This is a genomic window from Myxococcus guangdongensis (genome assembly GCF_024198255.1).
Taxonomy (GTDB): domain Bacteria; phylum Myxococcota; class Myxococcia; order Myxococcales; family Myxococcaceae; genus Myxococcus; species Myxococcus guangdongensis.
Map to the genome: position 1 here is coordinate 156,506 of NZ_JAJVKW010000004.1, position 26,858 is coordinate 183,363.

19 protein-coding genes and 2 tRNA genes are annotated in these 26,858 nt (G+C 68.3%); 16 read left to right on the forward strand and 5 right to left on the reverse strand.

Features of this window, described 5'->3' with window-relative positions:
- Window positions 1–92: 92 nt before the first annotated feature.
- The 4 genes from rnr to LXT21_RS13960 all read left to right on the forward strand — a co-directional run bounded on the left by rnr (window position 93) and on the right by LXT21_RS13960 (window position 9,218).
- Window positions 93–3,719 carry a ribonuclease R gene (gene rnr, locus LXT21_RS13945; RefSeq protein WP_254038638.1) on the forward strand — a complete coding sequence of 1,209 codons (3,627 nt, stop codon included), beginning with the start codon at window positions 93–95 and terminating at the stop codon, window positions 3,717–3,719.
- Between the two features lie 222 nt (window positions 3,720–3,941).
- Window positions 3,942–5,456, forward strand: a complete 1,515-nt coding sequence (locus tag LXT21_RS13950; RefSeq protein WP_254038639.1) for a hypothetical protein — start codon at window positions 3,942–3,944, stop codon at window positions 5,454–5,456.
- A 230-nt stretch (window positions 5,457–5,686) separates the two neighbouring features.
- On the forward strand, window positions 5,687–6,451 hold the full coding sequence (locus LXT21_RS13955; RefSeq protein ID WP_254038640.1) for a hypothetical protein: 765 nt from the start codon (window positions 5,687–5,689) through the stop codon (window positions 6,449–6,451).
- Between the two features lie 340 nt (window positions 6,452–6,791).
- The gene (locus tag LXT21_RS13960) at window positions 6,792–9,218 is read left to right on the forward strand and encodes a serine/threonine-protein kinase (protein WP_256571603.1); all 2,427 of its coding nucleotides are present in this window, start codon (window positions 6,792–6,794) and stop codon (window positions 9,216–9,218) included.
- 105 nt (window positions 9,219–9,323) lie between these two features.
- Here LXT21_RS13960 and LXT21_RS13965 read toward each other — a convergent pair whose 3' ends face one another.
- Window positions 9,324–11,165 carry an SBBP repeat-containing protein gene (locus LXT21_RS13965; RefSeq protein WP_254038642.1) on the reverse strand — a complete coding sequence of 614 codons (1,842 nt, stop codon included), beginning with the start codon at window positions 11,163–11,165 and terminating at the stop codon, window positions 9,324–9,326.
- A 217-nt stretch (window positions 11,166–11,382) separates the two neighbouring features.
- Between LXT21_RS13965 and LXT21_RS13970 the strand changes: the two genes are divergently transcribed.
- The 4 genes from LXT21_RS13970 to LXT21_RS13985 all read left to right on the forward strand — a co-directional run bounded on the left by LXT21_RS13970 (window position 11,383) and on the right by LXT21_RS13985 (window position 16,183).
- On the forward strand, window positions 11,383–12,186 hold the full coding sequence (locus LXT21_RS13970; protein ID WP_254038643.1) for a hypothetical protein: 804 nt from the start codon (window positions 11,383–11,385) through the stop codon (window positions 12,184–12,186).
- Between the two features lie 220 nt (window positions 12,187–12,406).
- The gene (locus tag LXT21_RS13975; protein WP_254038644.1) at window positions 12,407–13,540 is read left to right on the forward strand and encodes a hypothetical protein; all 1,134 of its coding nucleotides are present in this window, start codon (window positions 12,407–12,409) and stop codon (window positions 13,538–13,540) included.
- A 444-nt stretch (window positions 13,541–13,984) separates the two neighbouring features.
- On the forward strand, window positions 13,985–15,202 hold the full coding sequence (locus LXT21_RS13980) for a glycosyltransferase family 4 protein (RefSeq protein WP_254038645.1): 1,218 nt from the start codon (window positions 13,985–13,987) through the stop codon (window positions 15,200–15,202).
- A gap of 99 nt (window positions 15,203–15,301) precedes the next feature.
- Window positions 15,302–16,183 (forward strand): NAD(P)-dependent oxidoreductase, encoded by an 882-nt coding sequence (locus LXT21_RS13985; protein WP_256571604.1) that lies wholly within the window; start codon window positions 15,302–15,304, stop codon window positions 16,181–16,183.
- A gap of 9 nt (window positions 16,184–16,192) precedes the next feature.
- Here LXT21_RS13985 and LXT21_RS13990 read toward each other — a convergent pair whose 3' ends face one another.
- The 3 genes from LXT21_RS13990 to LXT21_RS14000 all read right to left on the reverse strand — a co-directional run bounded on the left by LXT21_RS13990 (window position 16,193) and on the right by LXT21_RS14000 (window position 17,303).
- The gene (locus LXT21_RS13990) at window positions 16,193–17,059 is read right to left on the reverse strand and encodes an ATP-grasp domain-containing protein (RefSeq protein WP_254038647.1); all 867 of its coding nucleotides are present in this window, start codon (window positions 17,057–17,059) and stop codon (window positions 16,193–16,195) included.
- 86 nt (window positions 17,060–17,145) lie between these two features.
- Window positions 17,146–17,218 (reverse strand) — tRNA-Glu (locus tag LXT21_RS13995).
- Between the two features lie 12 nt (window positions 17,219–17,230).
- Window positions 17,231–17,303: transfer RNA gene (locus tag LXT21_RS14000), tRNA-Lys, on the reverse strand.
- Window positions 17,304–17,496: 193 nt separating this feature from the next.
- On the opposite strand from LXT21_RS14000, the gene greB reads away from it, so the two are divergent.
- The 5 genes from greB to LXT21_RS14025 all read left to right on the forward strand — a co-directional run bounded on the left by greB (window position 17,497) and on the right by LXT21_RS14025 (window position 21,729).
- Window positions 17,497–18,036: a transcription elongation factor GreB gene (greB, locus tag LXT21_RS14005; RefSeq protein ID WP_046714399.1), complete on the forward strand. Its 540-nt coding sequence runs from the start codon at window positions 17,497–17,499 to the stop codon at window positions 18,034–18,036.
- Between the two features lie 12 nt (window positions 18,037–18,048).
- A complete protein-coding gene (locus LXT21_RS14010; RefSeq protein WP_254038648.1) occupies window positions 18,049–18,996 on the forward strand; it encodes a deacetylase in 948 nt (315 codons plus the stop codon).
- Between the two features lie 222 nt (window positions 18,997–19,218).
- Window positions 19,219–20,538, forward strand: a complete 1,320-nt coding sequence (locus tag LXT21_RS14015) for a PhoH family protein (RefSeq protein ID WP_046714397.1) — start codon at window positions 19,219–19,221, stop codon at window positions 20,536–20,538.
- Window positions 20,539–20,571: 33 nt separating this feature from the next.
- Complete coding sequence (locus LXT21_RS14020) at window positions 20,572–20,877, forward strand: HP0495 family protein (RefSeq protein ID WP_254038649.1); 306 nt, start codon at window positions 20,572–20,574, stop codon at window positions 20,875–20,877.
- Window positions 20,878–20,967: 90 nt separating this feature from the next.
- The gene (locus tag LXT21_RS14025) at window positions 20,968–21,729 is read left to right on the forward strand and encodes an SAM-dependent methyltransferase (protein WP_254038650.1); all 762 of its coding nucleotides are present in this window, start codon (window positions 20,968–20,970) and stop codon (window positions 21,727–21,729) included.
- A gap of 164 nt (window positions 21,730–21,893) precedes the next feature.
- On the opposite strand, the gene LXT21_RS14030 is transcribed toward LXT21_RS14025, so the two are convergent.
- The gene (locus tag LXT21_RS14030; RefSeq protein WP_254038651.1) at window positions 21,894–22,988 is read right to left on the reverse strand and encodes a diacylglycerol/lipid kinase family protein; all 1,095 of its coding nucleotides are present in this window, start codon (window positions 22,986–22,988) and stop codon (window positions 21,894–21,896) included.
- Window positions 22,989–23,386: 398 nt separating this feature from the next.
- On the opposite strand from LXT21_RS14030, the gene dnaK reads away from it, so the two are divergent.
- The 3 genes from dnaK (at window position 23,387) to LXT21_RS14045 (ending at window position 26,811) form a co-directional block, all read left to right on the forward strand.
- The gene (gene dnaK, locus LXT21_RS14035; protein WP_254038652.1) at window positions 23,387–25,285 is read left to right on the forward strand and encodes a molecular chaperone DnaK; all 1,899 of its coding nucleotides are present in this window, start codon (window positions 23,387–23,389) and stop codon (window positions 25,283–25,285) included.
- A 230-nt stretch (window positions 25,286–25,515) separates the two neighbouring features.
- Window positions 25,516–26,379, forward strand: coding sequence for an SRPBCC family protein (locus tag LXT21_RS14040; protein WP_254038653.1), 864 nt, complete (start codon window positions 25,516–25,518; stop codon window positions 26,377–26,379).
- Between the two features lie 27 nt (window positions 26,380–26,406).
- Complete coding sequence (locus tag LXT21_RS14045) at window positions 26,407–26,811, forward strand: thiol-disulfide oxidoreductase DCC family protein (RefSeq protein ID WP_254038654.1); 405 nt, start codon at window positions 26,407–26,409, stop codon at window positions 26,809–26,811.
- Window positions 26,812–26,858 lie beyond the last annotated feature (47 nt).

The window sequence follows — 26,858 nt, forward strand, 5'->3', positions numbered from 1 at the left end:
GAGGACTCCGGGAAGCAGTCGGTCGCCGGGGGGTTCCCGCCCGGCCGCTTCGGGCTTACCCGTTCCCGTAGCGGCCGAGCCGCGACCCCACCGTGAGCATTCCTCCCGACCTTCTCCAGCAGATTCTTTCCGACGCAGACCACCCGCTGGGCATCAAGGAGCTCCTGCGACTCGCGGGCCTGCATCCTGGCCAGCAGACCGAGCTCAAGCGCGCCCTGCGCGAGCTGGTCCGACAAGGCGCCATCGTCAAGGAGGGCAAGCGCTTCCTGCGCCCCGGCCCCCGTCGTGACGAGGCCGTGCGTCCTCCTCCCGCGGTCCATGAACAAGCGCTCCCGGACGCGCCCCCTCGCTTCGGAAAGGCGCACTCGAACGAGTCGCGCGCCCGCTTCCAGGGGCATGGAGGGCGCGGCCAGGAGGGCGGCGGTTTCCAGGGCCGGGGTCCCGCGCCACGCGGTGCCCGCGACGCCGGACGCCAGGGGGGTGGCCGGCGCGACGAGTGGCGTGAGCGCTCCGGACAGCGAGGCCGGCGGGAGCGGCGCTTCGGCGAGGTGCTCGACACGGTGGAGGGCATCCTCCACGTGCATCAAAATGGCTTCGGCTTCGTGCACCCGGTGTCGGGCGAGGGCGAGAACATCTTCCTGCCGCCCGGCGAGGCGCAGCGCGCGCTCGACAACGACAGGGTGGTGGTGGAGGTCGCGGGGCGGCCCGGACGGTACGAGGGCCGGCTGGTGCAGGTGGTGGACCGACGCCGCGAGCTGGCGGTGGGCGTCTACACCGCGCACGGGCGCCACGCGCTGGTGCTGCCGACGGACACCAGCCTGCCAGGCCCCATCCGCGTGCCCTTCACCCAGATGGCCCAGGAGGGCGACCTGGTGAAGGTGCGCCTGGGCGTGGGCGCGAACCTGTTGGATCCGGGGCGTGGGCTGATCGGCGAGGTGGCCGGCTCGCTCGGCAAGCCCGGCACGCCGAGCTCCGAGGTGATTGGCATCGCCTACTCGCAGGGCTTCTCGGACGAGTTCCCTCCAGAGGTCATGGACGAGGCGGACCGCTACGCCGTGACCGTGTCCGAGGACGAGGCGCGCGGCGAGCAGCGCAGGGATTTGCGGGCGATGGCGCTGGTCACCATCGACGGCGAGGACGCGCGCGACTTCGACGACGCGGTGTACGTGGAGGAGCAGCCGGGTGGCTGGCGGCTGGTGGTGGCCATCGCGGACGTGACGCACTACGTGCGCGAGCGCAGCGCGCTGGACACCGAGGCGCTCCGGCGCGCGACGTCCGTGTACCTGCCGGACCGCGTGCTGCCGATGCTCCCGGAGCGGTTGAGCAACGGCATCTGCTCGCTGCGTCCCGACGAGGACCGGCTGTGCATGGTGGCGGACATGACGTTCGACACCCAGGGCCAGCGGCGCTCCTCCACGCTGTACCCGGCGGTGATGCGCAGCCAGGCGCGGTGCACGTACAACGAGGTGCAGGACGTCCTCGAAGGCAAGGACGTGCCGCACCGCAACGCCTTCAAGCCGCACTTCGAGCGGATGATGTCGCTGGCGCGGGCGCTGATGAAGATGCGCAAGGCGCGCGGCGCCATCGACTTCGACCTGCCCGAGCACAAGGTGGTCGTGGGCAAGGACGGCCTGCCCGAGCGCATGGACAAGCGCGAGCGCAAGGACAGCCACCGGCTCATCGAGGAGTGCATGCTCGCCGCGAACGAGGCGGTGGCGCGCTTCTTCCAGGACGAGGGGCTGCCCACGGTGTACCGGTTCCACGGCGAGCCGGACGAGGAGAAGCTGGCGGCCTTCGCCGCGCTGGCGCAGGCGTACGGCTTCAAGCTGCGCTTCGAGGACGGGGTGTCGTCGAAGGAGCTGGACGCGTTCATCAGCCAGCTGGCGGGCCACCCGGAGCAGCGGGCGCTGAACCAGCTGCTGCTGCGCTCGATGATGCAGGCCGTGTACACGGCCTCGAAGGTGGGGCACTACGGGCTCGCGGCCGAGCACTACCTGCACTTCACCTCGCCCATCCGGCGCTACCCGGACCTGTTGGTGCACCGGCTGCTGAAGGCCCACTGGGCGCGGCAGGGCCGCAAGCCTTCTGAGGCCGTGCTCGAGCGCGAGGAGGAGAAGCTCGAGGACATGGCGATGCAGTGCTCGGATCGCGAGCGCGCGGCCATGCAGGTGGAGCGCGAGGTGGTCTCCTTCTACGCGGCCCTGATGATGAAGGACCGCATCGGCGAGGAGTTCGCGGCCACCATCGCGGCCATCACCGACTTCGGCTTCTTCGTCGAGCTGGACGAGGTGCACGTCGAGGGGCTGGTGAAGGCGGAGACGCTGGGGCTGGGCTCGAAGCTGGACAAGCAGACGCACGCGCTGGTGTACCCGAACGGGCGCCGCGTCCGCGTGGGCCAGAAGCTGCGCGTGCGTCTGCTGTCGGCGAACCCGACGGCGCGCAAGATTGACTTCGAGGCGCTCCAGTTCGACGGCGAGGCGCAGCTGGCGCGCCGTGAGGGCGGGACGTCCTCGCACCGTCGTCCCGAGCGCCGCGAGCAGGTGGCGCACGGCAAGCACCGGACCGATCGGCCGGGGCGCTGGGAGCGCGACGAGAAGAAGCAGGGCTCCGCCCGTGGCTGGGCAGCCCGCGAGGAGCCCGCGAGTCCCCGTGGTCGGTTCGTGAGGGAAGGGCGCCGCGAGGAGCAGCCCGCGCGGGGCGAGGAGCAGCCCAAGCAGCCCTGGCGCGACGAGTCCGCGAACAAGCCTCGCGAAGGCAGTGCCGAGCACCAGGGGCACGGAGAGAAGCGTCGGGTCTTCATGCGGCCCGAGCAGCAGGGCGTCGAGGCGCGAGTCGAACAGCCAGTGGAGCAGGTGTCCCCGACCGTGAAGGAGTGGGAGGTGCCTTCCGCTCCCGAGGCGACGGGCGGCTCGCCGCATCCTGGTTTCGACAGGCTCCGGGCCTTGGCTTCGCAGGGGCAGCGTGGCGGCGGTTCCGGCGGTGCCAAGGGTGGGCGTCCGCACGCGCCGCAGAAGCATGGGCACGGTGGGAAGCCCGCGTCGAAGGACGCACGCTTCCACAACAACCGGCCTCCGCCGAAGTTCGAGCCGCCGAAGCCTCGTGAGGAGACGGATGCCGCGTTCTCTCCCGAGAACTGGCAGCCCTCCGTTCCCGCCGAGCCTCCCGCGAAGCCCGCGGTGGCGCGTGAGTCGTATGTGGAGCCGCCGGCTCGTGTGACGCAGGAGGTGGTGTTGACCGCGGAGCCCGTGGTGACGGCCTCTGCGGAGGCGGGTTCCCGCACCGTGGCGCCGCCTGTTTCGCAGGTTCGTCCCTCGGACGTGATGGACGCGGAGGTCGTGGGAGAAGCGCCCGCGAAGAAGCGCTCACCGCGTGCGAAGACGAAGCGCGAGTCCTCCACCGCGAGCACGCGGAAGACCGCCAGCAAGCCCGCAGCCACGGCCACGAAGAAGTCCGCGAAGAAGCCCGTGGTCGCGAAGAAGCCCATGGCCGCGAAGAAGGCGCCCAAGGTGAAGGCCGCCAAGGCCAAGACGACGACGCCCAAGTCGAAGCCCGCGAAGGCCAAGGCGACGACGCTCAAGTCGAAGCCCGCGAAGGCCAAGGTCGTGCCCGCGAAGGCCAGGACGGCGCGGGCTCCGACGAAGGCCGTCGCGAAGAAGGGCAAGAAGGCCGCGTCCGCGAGCAAGTCTCGCGGCACGAGCAAGCCTCGGACGAAGCGTTGAGCGCAGGTGCCGCGCGCGCGAGCGACAGTCGCTCGCCGCGCGGTGTGGGGCAGGTGGGCCACACGATGTGGGGTGCGCCCCCCTGAATCCACGCGGCGACAACTGTGACGGCAGCACTTGCTCCCAGGTGACTCCGTGCGAGCGCCCCATGGCATGTCACTTGCCTTGAGGGTGCGGACACACGAGGCGTGTGCGCACAGTCATCTTGTCGAGGAGTGGAGCATGCGAGCAGTCCGGCCGGGCCGACGTTCGTCACCTTGGATTCTCTTCCTCGCGCTCGGTGTCGCGAGCGTGCTCACGGGCTGTTCATCGGATGATCCGGCCGAGGGGAACCCCAATCCCGACGCGGGCGTGAGCGCCGACGGTGGCACGGGCTCCGACGCGGGCGGTACTCCCGACGCGGGTCCATCCGGCTCCGACGGTGGTTCGTCCACGACGGATGGTGGACCGCGCCCGCTGCCTCCATTCACTTGGGGCCGCGGGCCCGAGACGGGCTCCATCTCGGGAGATGTGTGGACGCCCGGACGTGACTCGACGGGGTTGGTGAACGAGGCGTCATGGGCGCTGGTTCCCAAGGGCCGTTGGATTGAAGTCGCGGGGACGCCGCTCACCACGCTCGACGCGGACGTCAAGGCCGCGCTCCCGGGCTACAGGGATTTGGGCTCGCAAGGCCTCGCCGGCGTCATCAACGCGTACTCGGGCATCGCGCTGGATGCGCCGAGGGCGCGGTGGTGGGCCTTCGGCGGAGGTCATGCCGACAGCTCCAACAACGGCCTGTATCGCTTCGACATGGCGCAGATGCGCTGGAGCATCGAGCAGTTGCCGGACAACTCGGCCCACTGGACGAACGTCCCCTGGGGCAACACGTACAGCGGCTATCCACCCGCCGAGGCGTACGCCAAGGCGCATCCGGACAGCGACGTCTACTCGGACGAGTTCTTCGACCCGGACCGTCCCGCCGCGTCGACGCGCAACCCCACCGCGCGCCACACGTACAACGGGCTCGTCTACAACCCGGACCTGGACGAGGTGGCCACCGGCATCCGCCGCATGTGGCGCTACAGCCTGAAGACGCGCGCCTGGACGCGCCACAACCCATTCAACACGCCGGGAGCCTCCTATGACGGCTCGAAGGGCTACGGTGGCGGCGCCGGCTGGACGTTCTACGACGAGGTGCGCGGGCGCTACATGTTCGGCCCCACGGAGAACTACAACTATTCGCAGTGGTGGTCTTTCGGCATCGAGGACAAGTCCTGGAAGTGGGAGGTCGTCACGCCGCCCGCCTGGCACTTCGCGCAGATGGTCCGGGTAGGCCGCGTCCTCGTGAGCTTCCCGGCGCCGGGGCACGAGGAGCCGCGCGACGTGCACATCCCCAGGCTCATCACCTACGACATGGACACCACGAAGTGGAACGACATCCCGCTGCAGAGCGACATCGTTCGCGCGCGCTGCTACAGCGAATACTTCGAGGGCATGATCTTCGCCCACGTGCCACCGCTCAATCGCTACATCGCCGCGTTCCGGTATGACCGCGATGGGGACGGCTCCTTCGAGTACCGCACCTATGAGGTCGACGCCGAGGCGCGCACCCTGCGCGAAGCCCCCGAGTGGGAGGCGGGCGCCTTCGGCGGCTGGCATGACCTGGTCAAGAACCGCTTCTTCTACCAGGCCACGCACGATGCCCTGGTCTATGTGCGCAAGGGCGAGGAGAACCTGCGTGTCTTCAGGCTCCCCTGAGCTGGTTGCTTTCACGCTCAGCGCGTGAGTGATGTGATTGGGAGCAAGAAGGCCCTGCCATTGCTGGCGGGGCCTTTTGTTTTCACAGGCACATGAAAAAAAGTCCTGGATCCGCGTAGTCCGTAGAGTGGGAAGGTCCAGTGAGAGCAGCCCTTTCCGCATGTATCGTCCTTGCAACAAATCATGAATATGCGGGATCAATTGAATCCCGCATGATAGGTTGCGCGCCCATGCGCACTTCCCTTCGGCTGTCTTCCCTCGTCCTTGCGTCGTCCTTCATCGTTGGTTGCCTCGGTCCCGAGGCGGAGCCGACGCCCGAGCCCGTCCAGGCCACCCAGGAGCAGGAGGCCACGGACCCCAACTTCCGCGTCTACAACATCGTCGAGGCCGTGCTGCCCGCCGGCAACTATGACGGCGTCGCGGGCAACGAGTGTGTCGCCCTCCTGAACCCCGAGCACCGTCTGCGCAAGGTCATCCTGGTGGCGCCCGCCGGCGCCAACGGCTCCTGCGCGCTGAGCGGGTACACGGTCGGCTCCGCCCTGAGCTTCACGTGGGGCGACACGTCCGTCTACCAGGGCGCCGGTGGCATCGCGGCCATCCGCACCGCGCTGTCCGACTCGAACGGCGCCGTGCACCGCGTCGTCGGCTCCATCACCAACGAGGCCGCGGCCCTGGCCAGCCTCAACGCGTTCCTCGCGCAGCCCACCGCGACGCAGGGCGCCCAGCTGGGCAACTTCACCGCCGTCCGGGTCCACTCCATCTATGACTTCGAGGGCCAGGAGCAGGTCAAGGCCGAGGCGGCCTACCAGTCCGTCCGCGTCACCCAGTCCTGCGAGCAGCCCGGCACCCCCGAGCTCGTGGCGCGCGTGAACAACGGCTTCGTCTACGGCTACTCCGCCAGCAACACGGGCAGCTGCCACAGCGGCTGGTTCACCGTGACGCACCGCTACAACCGCAACTGGCAGCTCGTCTACAGCTACTCCTACTCGGAGTGATTCACCGCGATGCTCGGGCGCTCTCCGGAGTGTTCGAGCGTCGTGAGGTGCCCTGGCATCCGTCGGGGCGATGATGTTCCGCCGGTGCCCGTCATCCTGGGCGGGCGCCGGTGTGATGCCGCACCCCTCCATCGTTGACTGCCATTGCGCCTCGTGAGGCGCCGGTCCCTTCCGCGTGGGCGCAGGTGTGTGCCTTTGGGGGTGACTGTCGTGCGGGTGGGCGTGGGTGCCACACCTGGGATTGCCGCCATCCCCCTACCCAGACGCCGCGCAAACAGACATCGTGTGGCCCGCAAAGTGCCACTTCGATGCGCCTCGAGCGTGCAGGACGGGTGACCCGATGGCCCAGGAGCCGCAGCAGAGCCTCGGACGTTATGAGCTCCTCGCCCAACTCGGCAGGGGAGGCATGGCGGAGACGTGGCGCGCGCGGCTGGTGGGCGCCGCCGGAGTCACCAAGCCGGTCCTCATCAAGAAGGTGCTCCCGGAGCACGCGAACGACGAGGCCTTCATCGCGATGTTCATCAGCGAGGCGCGCATCTCCGCCACGCTGTCCCACGGGAACATCGCGCAGGTCTTCGACTTCGGTCGGATGGATGGCCAGTACTTCCTGGCCATGGAGCTGGTGGATGGACAGCCGCTGCACCGCGTGTTGCGGCGCGCGGCGAAGACGGGCCTCGCGTCGATGCCCATCCCCCTGGCCACGTACATCGCCTTGGAGATGTGCCGGGGGCTGCATTACGCGCACTCGCGCACGGATGACCAGGGCGTGCCCCTGCACATCGTCCACCGCGACATCTCCCCCGACAACGTCCTCATCAGCTACGAGGGCCAGGTCAAGATCGTCGACTTCGGCATCGCCAAGGCGCGAATGCTGAGCAGCTTCCACACCGAGCCCGGCATCGTCCGAGGCAAGTACCTCTACTTCTCGCCCGAGCAGGCCCGGGGCCTGGCGGTGGACGCGCGCACGGATGTCTGGGCCACGGGCCTGGTGTTGTACGAGATGCTCTGCGGCCAGTCTCCGGTCTCCGGCACCGAGGCCCTGGTCATGTCGAAGCTGGCGCACGGCGAGTTCCCCTCGCCCAGGGAGGTGCGCAAGGATCTGCCGGCGGCGCTGAATGAGATTGTCATGCGGGCGCTGTCCGTGGATGCCTCGCTCCGCTACGAGTCCGCGAACGCCTTCGGCGACGCGCTGGCCGCGTTCCTCCATTCCTTCGCGCCCCGGTTCGGCACGACGAACCTGGCGTACCTCGTCCGCGAGCTCTTCCGGGAGGACCTGCTCCAGCAGGGGAGAGACCTCGCGGTGCCGGCCTCCTTCGTGGAGGAGCTGAGCGCCTGGCGCGGCACGCAGCACGCTCCGACGCGGGCGCTGTCGAAGCCCGTCCGCATCCCGACCGAGGCCGTGCCCACGGCGCGCATGCCCGGGAGGCTCAAGTCCGAGGCCCCCGCCACGCCTCCGGAGCCGGAGGCCCGGTCCTCGCGTGGGTGGCTTCTGGCCGCCTGTGGGCTCGTGGCCATGGTGTCGCTGGCCATCCTTCCCTGGGTGCTGGATGCGGGGCCTCCACCCGCGCCGCCTCCGCCGCCGGAGCCCGTGCTGCCGCAAGAGCCGTTGGGGGACGTCGGCTCCACGGACTCCCCCGGACAAGGGTTTGTGCCACAGACGCCGGAGCCCTCGGACCCGACCTCCGAGGTCGAAGGGGCCGCCGTGGACCCCCGGGAAGCGTCCATCGCGGAGTATCGCGAGCCGACCTCGCTGCGCCTGGACTCCCGCCGACATGTCTTCCGCGCGCCGGTGGACATGGTGGCCTTCTCCCCGCTGGACGAGTCCGTCACCTACTCCCTCTGGGAGCCGGCCTACTCGGCGGGGCTGGGGCAGCGCGCCGTCCTGGAGCCGGATGCGCACCTGGGCCAGCCCATCTTCTACTTGCTGGGTGGTGATGCCATCCCTGCCGCTCAACGGCAGGGAGTCGTCCCAGCGCGTCCCCTGGCGCTCCAGGGCATCCGGTCCATCTCCCTGTTCACGGTGGGCGAGCCCATCAAGGCGGACCTTCCGCAACAAGGGGTGTCGCTCAGGGATTCACGCGAGCGCGTCGAGCGGCGCTTCGTCTTCCATCCGGAGCCCATGCGTGTCTCCGCCCTCGACGGGTTCGAGCTCCGCGGTCTGGATTCCCGACAGACGTACACCGTGTCCCTGGCCCCCGTGGGGGAGGGCGTCTTCCTGAGAGGAAGGACGGGGGGAGCGTCGAACCACGCGGCTTGCGTCGGGTGGGCGCCGAGCAGCGTCACGCCGAAGTTGGACAGGTTCGGCAACACGCTCCGCACGCCGCCCGTGCGCTTCTTCTTGTCGGGGACCCGTGAGGTGGTGAAGGTCCGGGGTCTCCAGGTGATGCGCTGCGGCCTGCTCGATGATGACGTCTCCGACAACGAGGGCGAACTCGAGGTGCGAATCGCCTCGGCGGACGCGCGACGCGCCAGAGGCCCGAGCCCCGGGGCGTCGCCCCGCGACGAAGAGGCGGCGCGCCTGTACGCCCAGGCCCAGCGACTGTCCCGCGCGGGGAAGGACCATGATGCCTTCCTGCTCGCCGAGGACTGTCTCTCCAACGTCCCGGAGCAGGCCAGCTGTCTGCTCCTCTCCGGGGCCATGCAGGCACGACTGAACCGGATGGATGGTGCCCTCGAGCGTTACCGGACGTTCGTGAAGCGCTATCCCGCCCACCCCGAGACCGCCAGGGTGCGGCGGCTCATCGAGGAGTACGCCAGGACACGCTGAGTCCTTGAGGTCGCCCGCGGGGGTGTTCGCCGCGGGCGACGTTGATTCAGGGGGAACCCGGGTGGGCCTGACACACGCGCTTCGTGTCACGCCCGGAGAGATGTCTCAGAGGGGCTTGGCAATCTTGGACAGGAACGCATCCGGGGCGCCCTGCAGCGTGTTGCCCTGGTAGTTGCCGTCCACGTAGCCACCGACGTAGAGATCACCCGCGAAGTCCACGACGACGCCCATGCTGCGCACGTCCTTGGCCGCGTTGTTGAGCGTCGCGGGCTCCTGCTGGACGATCCACTGCAGGTTGCCGGTGTAGTCCAGCTTCGCCACGTAGTTGTGGACCATGCCTCCGCTGGTGTCCGTCACCTTCGTGATGTCCGCCACGCCACCGCCCGTCGTGTAGATGCCGGTCGCGTCGACATGGAGCCCCATGGCCCAGGAGCCGGAGCCCGAGTCGAGCTCCCACACCCACTGCTTCACACCCGCGGGGCTGTAGCGGGCCACGAACACGTCGATCTGCGGGATGACGTTGGGCACGCCATCCATGCCGCCACCCGAGTAGCCCGCGAGATACACGTTCCCGGTCGCGTCCACCTGCGAGGCGTAGAGGTAGGCCGCCGTACCGGGCGCGCCCGCCAGCCGGGTCCACTGCTTCACGCCGTCCGCGTCGTACTTGGTGACGAAGGCATCCTGGGGGCCCGTGAGGGTGTTTCCATCCAGGTTGCCGTCTGTCCAGCCGGACACGTAGACATTGCCGGAGGCATCCGCCGCCGCGCGTCGACCATGGGTCGTCTTGCCGGGAGTGCCCAGCTGACGCGTCCACAGCTTGGTGCCGTCCGCGGCGTACTTCACCACGAAGGCGTCATAGCTCCCGATGCGCGTGTTTCCATCCAGGCCACCATTCGTCAGACCCACCAGGAATGCATTGTCATTGGCATCCACCGCGACGCCGTAGGCCTCCGTCTGGGCACCCGCGACGCCAATCTGTCGCGTCCAGCCGTGGACGCCGGTGTATCGATAGCGCATCAGGAACGCCGTCGACCCTGAGATGGGCGGATTGCCGTCCAGGGAGCCCCCCGTCCAGCCCGCGACGTAGATCTCCTCGAACAGACGGTTTCGCGCCACGCCGTAGCCCAGCGTGGCGGTGCCGGGCGCGCCGATCTGCTTGTGAAACACCACATTGCCATTCCAGTCGCGCGCCGTGAGGAACGCGTCCATGACGCCCACCGCGGGCTGACCCGCCAGGCCCACGCTGGTCATGCCGGTGGAGTAGGTGCGGCCCGCCGAGTCTCCCGCCAGGTCATGGATGCGGCTGAAGCCTCCCGGTGCTCCGTGGGTCCGCGTCCACAGTGAGGGCGTGAGAGGGATGGGGTCGCAGTTGTAGAGCTCCAGCCGTGAGATGGAGACCACGACATTGCCCGTGCTGCGCACGTCATTGTCATCCGTCACGTTGATGCGATAAGCCCTGTACGCGCCGGGGTTGGCGACGGCGAACTCGCGTCGCTCGTGACCGGCCCAGCCCGTCTGGTTGGTCCGGGTGTCCAGGATGGTCCAGCCCAGGCCGTTGTAGGCCTCCAGCGTCCAGTTCTTCGGAGCGCGGGAGGTGATGGTGCCGTTGCCGTAGGTGACGGCGTATCGCTGCACGGGCCGGGTGGTGGTCGGAAACTCATAGGCCAGCCACGCGGGTGTCTGTCCTCGGGTCGATAGCCAGAAGCTCGCGGAGTTGTCGAACCCGAGCCATGGCTGATAGCTGGGGTCATACATGCTCGAGGCAGATGCGACGCCCGAGGGGACGTTGTTCCCCGACATCACGGGGATGAGGCTGGTGCAGGTCAGTCCCTGCTCCTGGGACGAAAGACTTCCGTCCGCCTTCTCCTCCTTCTCGTCCATTCCCTGGCAGCCGACCAGCGCCAGTGCGCCGGCAACAAAAATGCTCCGAATCGTTCGATGACTCATCACGGTGTCTCCTCTCGACTTCCGCGTGCCGGATGGCACACGTCTTCCGGGCGCGTTCTCTCGTCGTCCCGGTCAGGCTTGAATCCAGATTTATTCGGGCCTGAGTGACTCTGGGACATGTGAAGTCTGACGGACTCTTTGTGTCAGTGTGTTTCTGGCGCGCTGGAGTAGGCTCGGGCGCGAGCGAGGGAGTCCCCTCGTGTGAAGGGGGAACTCCATGCGTTTCGTCGTCCCGTTCGTGCTGCTCTCCGCGACTCCCGTTGTCGCATCCACGCCGGCCCCGGAGGTGTCGGGCGGGGAGTTCGTGGCGGTCATCTGGGGAGGAGGCAAGGACGCGGAGGCCGCGAAGGTGTCCCTGGCGAAGTGGGAGTCGGAGCGGGAGCTGGTCGCGAAGGCGCTGGTGCTGGCGGAGGGTTTCCCGAAGACGGTGTCGAGCGGCTCGGTGCCGGGGCTCAACCCAGGGTTCGAGGTCGTGTTGCTGGGGTTCTGTCGGAGTGACGAGTCCGTGGTGCAGCGCCGCTTGTTGAAGGCGTATCACCCGTTCGTCTACGAGCGGCCGGTGACGCAGGCGGTGTCCGCGTGTCCGAAGTGGAAGGAGACGGGGGCCGGGCGCGAGCTTCAGGACACGGCGATGTTGAAGGTGGGGTTCAGTGGCGTGACGCTGACGCGCATCGTGTCCGAGTTGAAGCCGCCGGTGTCGTTGGGCGATGGCCGCGTGGTGCTGTGGCTGGACGTGGTGGCGCGCGACGCGACGGGCAAGTACCTGGGCAAGGTGAGCATGGAGGACGAGCACTCCCCGACGGGCATGGGGATGCAGGGCTGCGACACGACGCTGGAGCCCTCGCGCAAGACGGCCTTCGTGGTGACCCGGCGCTGCACCTACCCGGTGGGGGCCGCGTGCAACTTCCTGCCGAGCGACACCACGCGCACCGTCGTGAAGTGGGACGGGCAGAGGCTGGTCGAGGAGGACAAGGTCATCGAGAAGCGGGAGGTGAACTACGACAAGGACTGCGCCGAGTAGCGGAGGGGCTCACGGCGACACGAGGCGATGACCGCTGTCATGGGGCTGATGACTCCCGTCATCAGGGGACGCGGGGGCGAGGGAAGGGCACAGTGGCCAACTGACTGAAATCAGGAGGGCGGCACGTCCATGTGACGTGACCTGGGCATGGCATGTCGGGTGCAATGGGGAGAGGCATCGCTGGCACGACCCCAACCGCCGTACTTCGAAGGAGCCTCCCATGTCCCCCCGCATCGGTAAGAAGCTGCCCCGCTCCAACACGCTGCCGTCCTCCTCCACCCCGAAGGTGTCGCAGCCCAAGCCGCTGGGGCGGGCGAACACGCTGCCGGCCTCGGCGCCGTCCTCGCAGGTGACGAAGCCCGCGGTGGGCGCGCAGCCCTCGGTGGAGCCCAAGCCGCTGAAGCACCCGGGCATGCTGGAGGGCCAGCCTTCCTACAGCCCCTACGAGAAGACGACGGGCCAGGCCTCGGACATCATGGTGAGCGGTGGGGACAACAAGCTCACGGCGCCGGCGGGCGCGCAGCCGAACATGCTGGTCGATCGGCCTGGCAAGACGTTCCAGAAGGACACCTTCGGTGGGGGTTCGCTGAGCGGTGGCACGGGCTCGGTGCAGGCCTCGACCACCCGCTACGACGCTCCGGGCGTGCACCACTACTCGGCGCAGGGCGAGGTGAACGGGCCCAACGCGGCGTTCGAGCTGCAGAAGACGCACGCGGGCCGGTTCGGCGTGACGACCGGGCAGATTTCGGGTGAGGCGAACAGCTTCAAGGCGCAGGGCCAGGCGGGGCTGTCGTACGACCGGAACGAGCACGCGTACACGGCCGCGCTGACGGGCAAGGCGGAGACCGGCGTGGGCGTGACGGCGAGCGCGAGCCACGACTTCAACCGGCACGTGGGTGGCTACGTGAAGGGCGAGGCGAAGGCTTCGGCGACGGCGTACGCCGAGGGCGTGGCGAGCCTGGACCCGAGGACGGCCACGGCGATGCTCTCCGGTCAGGTGGGCGCGGCGGCCACGGCGGGTGCGTACGGCACGGCGGGCGGGCACCTGGGCCGGCTGCACGGCTCCGTCACGGGCGGCGTGGTGGCGGGCGCGGCGGCGCAGGCGGGCGGCAAGATTGGCTTGGAGAATGGGTTCTTCAAGCAGTCGGCGGACGTGAATGCCGCCGCGGGTGTGGGCACGCACCTGAAGACGGACGTGGCGGTGGACCTGCGTCACCACATCAAGCCGGGCATCGCGGCGGGTCTGCGTCCGGCCGCCGGGTTGGGCACGAGCGTGGCCTCGCCCGCCAACACCCTGGAGCCCGAGAAGTCCCGCATGGAGAACTTCTTCGCGAAGGTCTTCCCCCAGTCCTGAGCGGTTCGCCTGCTGGCGGCCCGTGGCCGTCCGGGAGGAAAGAAGCCCAGCTCCTTCGTGGGAGCTGGGCTTTTCCACGTCATCGGCTGGGATGCGCGGTCGATTCGGCCCGCTCGCAGGGGGGCTGATTGGGATTGCCGGGGCCACATGGGCTGGCGTCGCCGGAGTCGCTCACGGAGTAGCCACCGCCGGTCCGCCTTTGTTGGCGTTGAAACCGTCATGGGTTCGAAAGCCCAACGAAGAGGATGGAGGAAATTCTCAGTCTGGCTGGAGGGCTTCGAATGGAGATGTCTGGGGTGGGGCTGCCAAGACCTACCCTGGCTCTCATGAGGAGAGAGGGAGGGACCGTCTGGGGTTGGATTGTAGTGCCCACTTTCTTACCTCTGTCGGCCTGTTGGCCTAGGGTGGCCCATCGCCCGCAAGCGTTTGGATAGAACACAGGCCATGACCGCCGCCCCTTTCCGTCTGGGAATGCTCATCCCGGAGTTCCCCACGCAGACCCACGCCTTCTTCTGGCGGGAGATCACCGCCCTGCGCGCCATGGGCGTGGAGGTGCATGTCTTCTCGACGCGGCGCCCGGTGGAGGAGTGTCCCCACGAGTGGGCCGAGCGCGCGGCCTCCGAAACCACGTATCTCTTTCCGCCGAGGCTCTCGTCGGCGCTGGTCTCTCCAAGGGACTTCCCGGGCATGGCCCAGGCGCTCACGTACGTCTCCAAGCTCTCGGTCAACGTGAAGCAGAAGGCCCGTGCGTTGGGGATGCTGGCCTGCGCGGTGGACTTCCTGCACCACGCGCGGGAGCGGAAGCTGGACCACGTGCATGGCCACTCGGCCGCGGATGCCGCGCATGTGCTCGCGCTCTGCAGAATCCTGGGTGGGCCGCGCTACAGCTTCCATCTCCACGGGGATTTGCCTGTGTATGGGACGGACCACGCCGCCAAGGCCTGGGATGCCACGTTCGTGGCCGCCGCCGCGCGCCCGATGCAGCGCGAGCTCATCGAGTCCGTGGGGTTGCCCCCCGAGCGGACCTATACCTTGTGGATGGGCGTGGACACGGATCGCTTCCTCCCTCCGGCGAAGCGCGCGGAGTCGCCCCGCGGTCTTCACCTGGCTTCGATTGGACGACTCAATCTCTGCAAGGGGCACGTGCATACCTTTGCCGGGCTTCGCAAGGCATTGGACCGGGGGCTGCGCGCGCATCTGACGTTGGGAGGGCGAGGGCCTCACGAGGAGGAGATCCGTCAATCCATCGCCCGATTCGGATTGCAGGCGCACGTGGACCTGGTGGGACCGCTCAGTGAAGCGGCCGTCATCGAGTTGCTGCAGGGGGCGGATGCCTTCGTGTTGTCCAGCACGGGGCTTGGCGAGGCCTCGCCCGTCGCGGTGATGGAGGCCATGTCGTGTGGCGTGCCCGCGGTCTGCTCCATCATTGGTGGAACGCCGGACATGATCTCCGACGGGACGGATGGGCTGCTGGTGGGGCAGGGCGATGAGGAGGGGTTGGCGAAGGCCTTCCTGTGGCTTGGGCAGGACACGGCGTTGCGTGAGCGGATGTCGCGCGCCGCGCGTGAGCGGGCCGTGCGTTCCTTCGATTATCGCGAGACGAGTCGGAGTCTGTTGGATGCCATCCAGCAGTCGCGTGCGCCGCAGCGCCGAGCCGCGTGACGGGCTGTTCGCCCGCGTCGGATGGTCCCGGGCCTGTGGTCTACTCGCGCCGCACCGCATCCATGTGCGGCGCTTGAACGACACACCTGGGGATGACCGATGACATCGACGCGTCCGACGAAGCTGGCGGTGATTGGCAGTGGCCTCATGGGAACCGCGCTGGCGCGAGCGTTCGCCGCGGCGGGGCATGAGGTCGCGGTCTGGAACAGGACCTACTCCAAGGCGAAGGCCGTGGGCCGCGGAACGCTGGCGTTCGAGAAGTTGAATGAGGCGGTCGCGGGCCGTGAGCTCGTCGTCGTCTCGCTGTCCAACTACGCTGCTTGTGCCGAGCTGTTCTCCTCGCCGGGCATCTCAGCGGCGCTCGCAGGGAAGACGATTGTGCAGCTCACCAGTGGGTCTCCGGCGGATGCGCGGAGTGGTCTGGAGTGGGCGAGCGCGCACGGCGTGGACTACCTGGATGCGGCGATACTCGCGTATCCCGCGTTCGTGGCCACGGAGTACGCGACGGTGTTCTACGCGGGTTCGAAAGCCGTCTTCGAGCGACACGTGGAGACGCTCCATTCGATTGCGAAGAATGCTGTCTATGTCGACGAAAAGATTGGTTCGGCGGCGACGCTCGACTGCGCGATTCTCGAGGCGTACTACGGTGGCACCCTGGCGGTTCTCCATGCTGCTGCCATGTGCAAGGCGGAGGGGTTGGACCCGAAGTTGTTCTTCGCCCAGAAGGGCTCGTTCCTCGGATTGATTTCCGTCACCGCCGATGCCGCTCAGGGAATGGTTGAACGCAATGACTTCACAGGCGACCAGTGCAGCCTGAACACCCACGTCGCCGCCCTCGAGCACATTGTTCGACTGAGCAGCGATGCGCGAATCAGCACCCGCTTCCCACGAGAGTTGCTGGAGAACTACCGGCGAGCCCTCGGCGCGGGGCTGGGTGAGCAAGAGTTGCCCGCCGTGTTCCGCACGTTGGGACAGGACTGACACTCCGGCTCAGGTCCCGAAGGCGCCTGTGATTGCCTCGATGAATGTCTCTGGCGGAGTGCTCTTCGGGCGATCGCTGACCTGTCCGTCTCCCAACTCGACGATGCGCCAGACTCCATCCGCGCGCAGCACGAGGTCGACCGTGACGAACGGCAAACCGAGTGCTGCCACGGTGGGGGCAACGGATTGGAGGTCAGCACCGGTTGGGAGGTCGCCGGGTGTATCGGGATGCGCGGTGACGAGGACGCACCGGCCCTGGACCCACCACGTCCTGGCCTCCGTGGTGGTGAACTGCTCGAAGGCTCGGGCGACGAGCCCGCCCGCGAAGTCCTCGCCGCGCAGCTCCAGGAACCTGCGGGCCACGGCTCGGGCCGCTGGAAGGTTGGCGACGTCTGGGATGTACGCGGCTTCTGCCCAGTGGTGCTTGAGCGACTTCACATGGTCGCGCAGCACGGCGGGACCCGAGCCCAGTCGCGAGCAACAGGCCTCGAATGCATCCAGGTCCGGCCCCTCGGTCCAGACAGAGCGTGGAGTGAGCGCACTCAATGCGTCGTACCAGCGAGGGAGCCAGTGGGCGTGCTCGAAGCTCGAAGGGGAGGTCAGCAGCGTCACCCCTCGTTGCGCAGTGGCGGCGGCGAAGCCGGTGTACTGCCGCACCGTGAGCATCCATCCGCGATACAGGGCGGGGTTCGTCTGTGCGCCTTCGTCAGAGAGAGGTATCCACCGCACGGCCTCTTCGGTGGCTCCGCTGCACAGCGCATCGTGATCCACGACGGCCACCGAGTGACCGGCGGCACGCGCGGCCATGGCTTCGGGCGCGAAGTGTTCGTCCACGAATCGAGGCGCAACCGGGTTCGACGGAAAGATGAAGAGCACGGCGAAAGATACCTGTCCGGAACCCTGTGGCCGCAAAAGCGAACGGGGTTGGACAGTGTGAACTGTCCAACCCCGTTCTTCTTCAGTGTCCCCGACGGGATTCGAACCCGTGTTACCGGCTTGAAAGGCCAGCGTCCTGGGCCTCTAGACGACGGGGACGTCGTCACTTCATGAGTCGCGGGGGGATCGAACCCCCGACCCTCGGCTTAAAAGGCCGGTGCTCTACCATCTGAGCTAGCGACTCGCACTATTCTTTTGTCCAAAATCCTCGGCCAGCCCTCCCGGGCCGCGGAGGCAGGCGCTTCCTACCAGCACTCCTGCGCGCTTTCCACTGGCGAGCGCACGTCCGGCTTCCTGACAGTGGCGCGCTCGTCACTTCGGGGACACCTGGCCCCTCGGCCCCCATCTCCGTCAGCCATCGGCGGTATACAAGCCCCATGTCCCAGGCCCTCCCCCCAGATGAACACGATGAGCTGGAGGCCGAGGACGGCGAGGAGAAGGCCCCGTTCCGTCGCTACCTCACCCGCTCGGGTGCCGAGCGGATGCACCGGGAGCTCATCCGCCTGCTCAACGAGGAGCGCCCCAAGGTCACCGCCGAGGTCTCCGCCGCCGCCGCCCAGGGCGACCGCTCCGAGAACGCCGAGTACATCTACGGCAAGAAGCGCCTGCGCGAAATCGACCGCCGCATCCGCTTCCTCCAGCGCCGCCTGGACACCGCCACCATCGTCACGCCTGCTGAACAGACCGACCGTGCACACGTCTACTTCGGCGCCACCGTCACCCTGGAGGACGAGGACGGCCAACGCACCACGTACCAGATTGTCGGGTCCGACGAGATCGACGCCGCCGGAGGCCGCATCAGCGTGGAGTCACCCATTGGACGCGCCCTCCTGCGCAAGGGCGTGGGCGACACCGTGGAGGTTCGCCGCCCCCGCGGTGAAATCGAGCTGTCCATCGTCGACATCCGCTACGACTGAGTGAGGACGCCCATGCCTCGGACGCTGCCCATCAACCCCCGCTTCCGCCGCATCTATCAGCACCTGAGCGGGGCGGACCTGGCCGCGCCCGAAGTCGAGGAACTCTCCCTCGAGGACCTCGGCCTGGGTGATACGCAGAAGGCCCGTGTCGGCCTGCTCTTTGGCACCTACAGCCACCCGGGCCTCGAGCGGGTCCTGCGCGCCTACGGCCTCATCCAACGCGCCGAGGAGCGCGTGGGCCCCGTCGAGCTGCGCGTCCAGGGAGAGGACCCCTTCCGCCCCCGCGTCATCCTCTGGAGCCGCCGCTTCTACGCCCCCGTTGCCGACCTCTCCCTGCGCATGGCCACCGGCGCCGAAGTGGGCCTGGGCGACGCGCTCGCCACCGCGCCGTTGCTCTACGTGGACGCGCTCCTGCTCCAGAACCCGGGGCGCCCCTTCGACTGGCACCGCCCTCCGCTGCCAGGACAGAGCCACCCCGGGCTCGCGCTCTCCGCGCAGCTGCTCGAAGTGCTCATGCTCATGGCCCGCCGCATCGGCGCGGAGGCGCTGGCCCTCACGCCCTCCACCTTCGCCGCCGCCAGCGTCTATGACCGGCGCTTCCTCTTCGTGGATGGCGCCGCCCAGGGCCGCTTCCTCGCCATGCGCGACGCGGGACGAGGGCGCCCTCGCTGGCTGCTCGCGTGGGCCGTGGAGCTGGGCTGCCTCCACGACGCCGAGGGCCAGCCGATTCCCTTCACCCCCATGCCCATGCTCGCGCCCTTGAGCCGCCGGTTGATCCGCACGTTCGACGCGAAGGGCTGGGCCGAGGCGCGCGAGCAGACCGGACGACAGCCGCTCACGCTCGACGAGGAGGCGCTCCAGCAGCGCTTCCCCTGGCAGCGCATGCCCCCGGGGCCTCCCCCCGAGCGACTGGCGGAGCTGCTCGGGTATGATCCGCTCGCCCCCGGGCTGGCCCACTGAGCCGTCCGCCCCCGGAGTGTCGGCCAGGTCACGGCCCCTCGCGGCGAACGCTTCACTGGGAGGACTGGTGCGGGGCGTGGGGTTTCGAACAGCCCGCAACGGTGCTCGAACACGGCTGCTTCCGTCGGAGCCGCTGCGTATATTGGAGTGGGCGTCAGGCACAGCCACGTCGCATGGTCACCAGCGGTCGCACCCGTACCCCTCAGGTCGCGCGAACCCACGATGCGAAAGAACTTCATCCTCGACACGAACGTCCTCCTGCATGATCCGCGCAGCATCTACGGCTTCGAGGACAACAACGTCATCATCCCCATCTACGTCATCGAGGAGATCGACCAGTTCAAGCGCGACCTCTCCGAGCTGGGCCGCAACGCCCGCCTCGTGGCCCGCTACCTGGACGGTTTCCGCGCGGAGGGCTCGCTGAAGGAGGGCGTGCCCTTGCCTCGGGGCGGCATGCTGCGGGTGTCCTTCACGGACCGTGAGCTGCCGCTGTCCATGGCGGACAGCAACCTGATGGACAACCGCATCCTCGCGGTGGCCATCGACCTGATGGAGCAGGAGCCGGACACCCAGGCCGTCTTCATCACCAAGGACACCAACCTGCGCATCCGCGCGGACGCCCTGGGCCTCATCGCCCAGGACTACGACACCGAGCGGGTCGAAATCACGGAGCTGTACACCGGCTTCACCGAGCGGCTGGTCCCCAAGGAGCTGGTGGACCAGATGTACAAGCCCGGCGCCGAGGTGGAGCTGCCGGACGTGGACACGCTCTTCCCCAACCAGCTCGTGCTGCTCAAGGATGAGACGAACCCGTCCCACACCGCCATGGGCCGGCTGCACGGGCTCAAGAACCGGCTGGTGCCGCTCCTGCGTCAGAGCAAGGAAGGCACCTGGGGCATCCGCCCGCGCAACATGGAGCAGGCCTTCTGCCTGGACCTGCTGCTCAACGACGACATCAAGCTGGTGACCATCGTCGGGAAGGCGGGCACGGGCAAGACGCTGCTGGCCATCGCCGCGGGCCTGCAGAAGGTGACCGAGGAGAACCTCTACCAGAAGCTCCTGGTGAGCCGGCCCATCTTCCCACTGGGGCGCGACATCGGCTACTTGCCCGGCAGCGTCGAGGAGAAGCTCAACCCCTGGATGCAGCCCATCTTCGACAACGTGGAGTTCCTGATGAACTTGAGCCGCGCGGACAAGAAGGCCGGCCGCGGCTACCACGAGCTGTTGGACCTGGGGCTGATGGAGATCGAGCCGCTCACGTACATCCGTGGCCGCAGCATCCCCAACCAGTTCATCATCGTGGACGAGGCACAGAACCTCACGCCCCACGAGGTGAAGACCATCATCACCCGCGTGGGTGACAACACGAAGATCATCCTCACGGGGGACCCGTTTCAGATCGACAACCCCTACGTGGATTCGACCAACAACGGCCTGGTGCACGTGGTCAATCGCTTCAAGAGCGAGAAGATCGCCGCGCACATCTCGATGGCCAAGGGTGAGCGCAGCGCCCTGGCCGAGCTCGCCGCCAACCTGCTCTAGGCACCTGGGGTGCCCAAGCGATAGAGACGTGTCATGACGAAGGACGGACCTGGAGACGCGCCCCCGGAGGAAGGGGAGAAGAAGCCCCTCATCGAGTACCCCTCGGTCTACACCTTCAAGGTGATGGGCAAGCAGGGCCCTGGCTTCGCGGAGCACGTCCGGGATTTGTTCCGCCGGGCCATGGGCACGGAGATCTCCCCGGACTCCATCCACGAGCAGCCCAGCAGCAAGGGCACCTATGTCTCGCTGAGCGTGTCGGTGTACCTGCTGTCGGAGGAGCAGCGGCGCGCCATCTACGAGCTGCTCCACAAGGACCCGCGCGTCATCTATCACCTGTGACACCGGGTTCCCCGGGTCGGGGCTCCCCTCGGGTGGGGCCCCCGCGTCCGTCTCTGGAAGTCCGGTCGGGGTTGGGTATATGAGGAGTCCATGAGCCCGGCAGAGCCCTTTCCGCTGTACCACCCCGCGGACGCCCGGCGCGCGTTCAGCTCGGACGACGTGACTCGGCGGTTCGCCAAGGTGGCCATGCTGGAGCCGGGCTCGCAGGTGCTGGTGCTCGGGTGCGGCCCGGATGCCAGCGCAGCCCTGGTCCTGGCCCGGGAGATGGGCTGCACCGTCATGGCCGGCGACACGGACGAGTCTCACGTCGCCTCCGCTCGGGAGCGGGTCCGCAACCAGGGCCTCGGCGATCGAATCGAGGTCCGGGGCGTGGCCCTGGATTCGCTCGGACTGCCGGACGGCGCCTTCGACGCCATCCTCATCCCTGGACGGGTGCTCTACACGCTGAAGGGGACGATGTCCGTCCTGCGCCCCCTGCTCGCCAAGCGCGGGCGTTTGGGCATGACCTTCCCCGCGAGGGTGGGGCGCGTGGTCCCCAAGGCCGCCGCCGAATTGTGGGAGCGCCGCCTGGGCGCGCCGCTGCTCCTGCCGCGCGAGCTGCTCATGTCGCTGGAGATGGGCGGGTTCGAGCCGGAGTCGGCCGAGACGCTGCACGACACGGAGCTCGACGACTATTACCGCGAGGTGGAGGCCAGCCTGCGTCCGACGTCGGGGCCCCAGGCCTCGTCGCTGCGCGAGGAGCTGGCGCTGCACCGCGAGAGCAACGGCAAGGCCAGCGTCAGCTACGCGTTCCTGGTGGGCCGCCGCAAGGAGCCGGGTGAGAAGCCCCCTGCCTCTCGCGACCGCGGCTGATTCACGTCACGACGCATGTCTAGGAGCGCCTCGGTTCGTCCGGGGCGCCTCGCTGCATGCTCTTCGCCTTGGCTGCGCCGCCCAGGACCCCGGGCGACGTGAAGGCGGTGGTGCCCCGGAGTCGCGCCCCTCGGAAGGGCGCGTTCGAGATGCCGACGCGACGCCTAGTTCAGCGCGCCGTTGAAGTCGACCAGCTCGATGGACTCGGGCGCGACGGACAGGTGGACCTGGTCGCGGTAGCCGGCCGCGTCGCCGCCGACCTGGAAGGGCATGGGGCGCGCGAAGCGGATGGTGGCCTCGCGGACGTGGAAGTCCTGCAGGCCCTCCGGGAACCAGCGGCCGGCCCACATGCGCGGCAGGTTCGCCAGCACCTGCGTGGGCGTCACCTGGCCCAGGCGCAGCTGCATGAAGCCGCGACGGCCGCACGAGAAGGGGAACATGCGCAGGCCATAGCCGTAGAAGGGCATGGTGCCCGCCGCCGCCATCATCAGCTTCCCTCGGAAGAGCACGTCGCCCGGCGCCACCGGCGCACCCATGGGCTGGCCATCCGGGCCCAGGCGGTAGGCCTCGCTGGACGGGCCGTTGACGACCTCGCACTCCACCCAGGTCGAGTGCGTCAGGTAGTGCGGCACCGTCTTGCAGGCCACGGCGGAGAAGTAGCCCCCGCTGCCCGTGAGCACGCTCTTGAAGAGCCCCTTGCCCAGGTTCTCCTTCACCCAGATGTAGTCGTTGAGCACCTTGCCATCCACGCCCAGACCGGCGAACGGCGCGCGCTGCCCGTCCACCATCAGCAGGTCCATGGGGCGGAAGCCGGGCACCTCGCCCGTGCGGGCGCGCAGCACGTCGTTCAGGATGCCGTCGCCCCGGGTGCCGGAGGCGTTGACGTGGTTGGCGATGCCGTTGCCCGTGCCGAGCTTGAGGATGCCGAAGCGGGGCACCGGCTGGCCGGCGAAGCGGCCTCGGGGGCCCACCTGCTGGAGGACCTCGTTCACGAAGCCCATGAACGTCCCGTCCCCGCCGCCGGTGAACACCATGGGGTAGCCCCGCTCGAGCACCGTCTGCGCGATGCGGCGCCCGTCCAGCTCCGAGCGCGACAGGAACAGGTCCTGCTCCGGCACCACGTGCGACAGGGACTTCACCACCCGCGCGTCCACCTTCCGGGCGTTGGCGTTGAGCAGCACCGCGACCTTGGGTTCGACGGAGACATCCGCCGAGGGGGCGCGGCGGAGGTCCGGAGAGCGCAGGGGCTGAACCAGCATGAGGACATGCTCCAGGGTAGGTGCGGGTGGGGGGACCCGACATCGACGCTGGCCGTACTGTGCACTTTCATTGCCAACCGGTGACGCGGGGCGTCAGCAGGCAGGCAAGCATGTCATTCCAGGGGGTTGCAACGTTGGTTGCTGTGCCAAAGGCTGGCCGGTTGCTACCTGGGGGTGACGGGGGTGTAGAGCGGGTTACGCACCCGTGGCGTGAAGGTGGCGATGGCGTGACGCGGCAAGCGGGCTCATGCGCACTGCGCTACGCACCCAGGAGCACCACCTTGAGGCGTGAGGAGCCGACACCACTGCCTGGTTTGACACCCGGGGGTGGGTGGTTACGTTGGGCGTACATCAGGAGCTTTTGAAGAAAACGCAGTCATTTCCGGAGGATACGAACCGTGGGCAAGATTATTGGGATCGACCTGGGCACCACGAACAGCGTGGTGGCGATCATGGAGGGTCGCGAGCCCAAGGTCATCGTCAACGAGGAAGGCAGCCGCATCACGCCCTCGGTGGTCGCGTTCACGAAGGATGGCGAGCGCCTGGTCGGCCAGGTGGCGAAGCGTCAGGCCATCACGAACCCCGAGCGCACCATCTACTCCATCAAGCGCTTCATGGGCCGCCGTGCGGACGAGGTCTCCGAGGAGGCCAAGCTGGTTCCGTACAAGGTCGCCCGTGGCCCCAATGGCGACGCGCGCGTGGACCTGGACGGCAAGCAGTTCAGCGCGCCGGAGATCAGCGCGCAGGTGCTGCTGAAGCTGAAGCGGGCCGCCGAGAACTACCTGGGTGAGAAGGTGACGGAGGCGGTCATCACCGTCCCGGCGTACTTCAACGACGCCCAGCGCCAGGCGACGAAGGACGCGGGTGAGATCGCGGGCCTCACGGTGCGGCGCATCGTGAACGAGCCGACGGCGGCGGCCCTGGCGTACGGCCTGGACAAGAAGAAGGACGAGAAGATCGCCGTCTACGACTTCGGCGGCGGCACGTTCGACGTCTCCATCCTGGAGGTGGGCGAGAGCGTCGTCGACGTGCTCGCGACCAACGGTGATACGCACCTGGGCGGTGACAACATCGACCTGCGGATCATGGATTGGCTCATCGCCGAGTTCAAGAAGGACACGGGCCTGGATGTCACCAAGGACAAGATGGTGCTCCAGCGTCTGAAGGAGGCGGCGGAGAAGGCGAAGATCGAGCTGTCGAGCGCGACGGAGACGGACATCAACCTGCCGTTCCTCACGGCGGACGCGTCCGGTCCCAAGCACCTGAACGTCAAGCTCACGCGCGCCAAGTTCGAGGCGATGATCGACGACCTCATCGAGCGCTCGCTGGAGCCGTGCCGCAAGTGCCTCAAGGACTCCGGCCTGGACCTGAAGGACCTCAACGAGGTCGTGCTCGTGGGTGGCACCACGCGCATCCCGAAGGTGCAGGAGGCGGTGAAGCGGCTGTTCGGCAAGGAGCCGAACCGCTCGGTGAACCCGGACGAGGTCGTGGCGGTGGGCGCCGCGGTGCAGGCGGGCGTGCTCTCCGGCGAGGTGAAGGACATCCTCCTGCTGGACGTGACGCCGCTGTCGCTGGGCGTGGAGACGCTGGGCGGGGTGATGACCAAGCTCATCGAGCGCAACACCACCATCCCCACGCGCAAGTCGGAGACGTTCTCCACGGCCGCGGATGGCCAGTCGCAGGTGGAGATCCACGTGCTCCAGGGTGAGCGCGAGATGGCGACGGACAACCGGAGCCTGGGCCGCTTCCACCTGACGGGCCTGCCCCCGGCGCCGCGTGGCGTGCCGCAGATCGAGGTGACGTTCGACCTGGACGCCAACGGCATCCTGAACGTCAGCGCGAAGGACAAGGCCACGGGCAAGGAGCAGAAGGTCACCATCACCCACTCCTCGGGTCTGGCGAAGGACGAGGTGGAGAAGATGGTCGCCGCGGCCCGCGAGAACGAGGCGGCCGACAAGGACCGTCGTGAGCTGGTGGAGCTGAAGAACCAGGCGGAGGCCCAGGCCTACGCGGCCGAGAAGCTCATCAAGGAGAACAAGGAGAAGCTCTCCGCGGATGTGGCGAAGAGCCTCGAGGACGCGGTGGCGGAGCTCAACAAGGTCCGCGAGGGCCAGGACAAGGACGCCATCAAGTCCGCGCTCGAGAAGCTCCAGGCCGCCAGCTACAAGGCCGCCGAGGAGATGTACAAGGCGACGGGTGGGGCGCCGGGCGGCGAGCCGCCTCCGGGTGCTGCTCCTGGCGCGCAGCCGGGCGCGAAGAAGGACGACGTGGTGGACGCCGAGTTCCGCCAGTCGTGACGCCAGGGTCGTGAGGCCCGTGCGTTGAGTCAGAAGGGCCGGTGCCTCCGCCACGCGGGGGGCCGGCCCTTTCTCATTGCGGGCTCGTGCCGCAGGGCTTTCCAGAACGACGGATGGGCGTGTGCGAAGCGGGACGCGGCGGTGGCGCAACCGGCCGAGGACACTGGGGGAAGGGTGGGTGAGGGGGCTGCAACGGGGGGCGGCTCCACGCAGTCGTGCGAGGTGTCCGCATGTCCCGAGTCCTGTCCCAGCAGTCGTCCGCCCTCCCGCTGAACATCGAGCCCGAGCCCGGGGCGCTCCCCGTCGACTCGCCGGTCTCACGGAAGGCGCAGGCCGCGTCTTCCAGGCAGGAGGCCAGCACGCTGGAGGTCTTCCGGGGCCCGGTCTCGGGCGGTGGCTCCCCGGTGGTGGGGCCCCGGTGCGGACCCATGACGGGGGCACCGAACGACTTCGACTTCGCGGTGGGGGGCGCTTTTCCTCCGCGCCCCACCGGCAACGTGCGTGAGCAGATGAAGCAGGGGGCGTTGACGGTCGCCCAGTCCGAGGCCGCCGCCGCGAGCCTGGTGATGGGGAGCGGGACGGTGGTGGACGCCTACGCGCGAGGACATCTGCGGCTGCTGGACCCGAGTCCTCCGCTCGAAGGGGCGCCCACCTCCCTGACGGACTACACCAGCGTCCTGCCGGGCGTGGCGCCGGAGGTGGCGTGGGACTACTTCGTGCGCAATCCCGGTCCTGTGTTCGAGTCGGCGGGCATCCGGTTCCAGCCGGCCACGGGCTCGCTGGCGGACGGGGCGAAGGTGTTCCTGGAGGAGAAGGGGCCGCCGCCCGTCTGGGCGCCGGTGACGTTCCGGCTCGAGCCGGAGAAGAACACCGTGCACATCACCACGCTGGACGGACATCCCCTGAGGGGGACGAACCGCTTCGCCTTCGAGGACGATGGGGCGGGTGGAACGCGACTGCGCCAGTACTCGGCCTTCCAGGGCAGTTCGCCCGCCACGTCGGTGGGCATGAAGCTGATGGACCCCATCGAGCGGCAGCATGACATCTGGCGCTCGGTGCATGCGCATCTGCATGACACGCTGGCCTCCCGCTGACATAGAACCAGGATGGAGGTGACACGGATGGTGCTGAGGACGACACCCCCGGGACATGATGTGATCCTCTATGACGGGCACTGCCGCATCTGCAGCGGCGCGGCCCGCGAGTTTCAGCGGCTGCTGGGCGGTCGGGGCACGGAGCTGCGCTCGTTCCGGGACGAGGGCGTGCTGGAGGCCTTTCCGGGCATCAGCGCGGAGCGGTGTGAGCTGGCCATGCAGTTGGTCCGCGCGGACGGGCGGGTGATGGAGGGCGCAGAGGCCATCGTCCGGGCGCTGGGCCGGCATCCCCTGGGGCGGCTGTTGTACGTCTATTACGTCCCCGGGCTGCGACAGCTGGTGGACGTCGTGTACCGAGCCATGGCGCGCTATCGGTTCCGGATTGCCGGGCGGACGTGCACGGATGGCGGCTGCGAGGTCCACTTCAAATAGACGGAGGGCGGCGGGTAGCATGGGGCCAACCCCGCTGCCTCCGGATA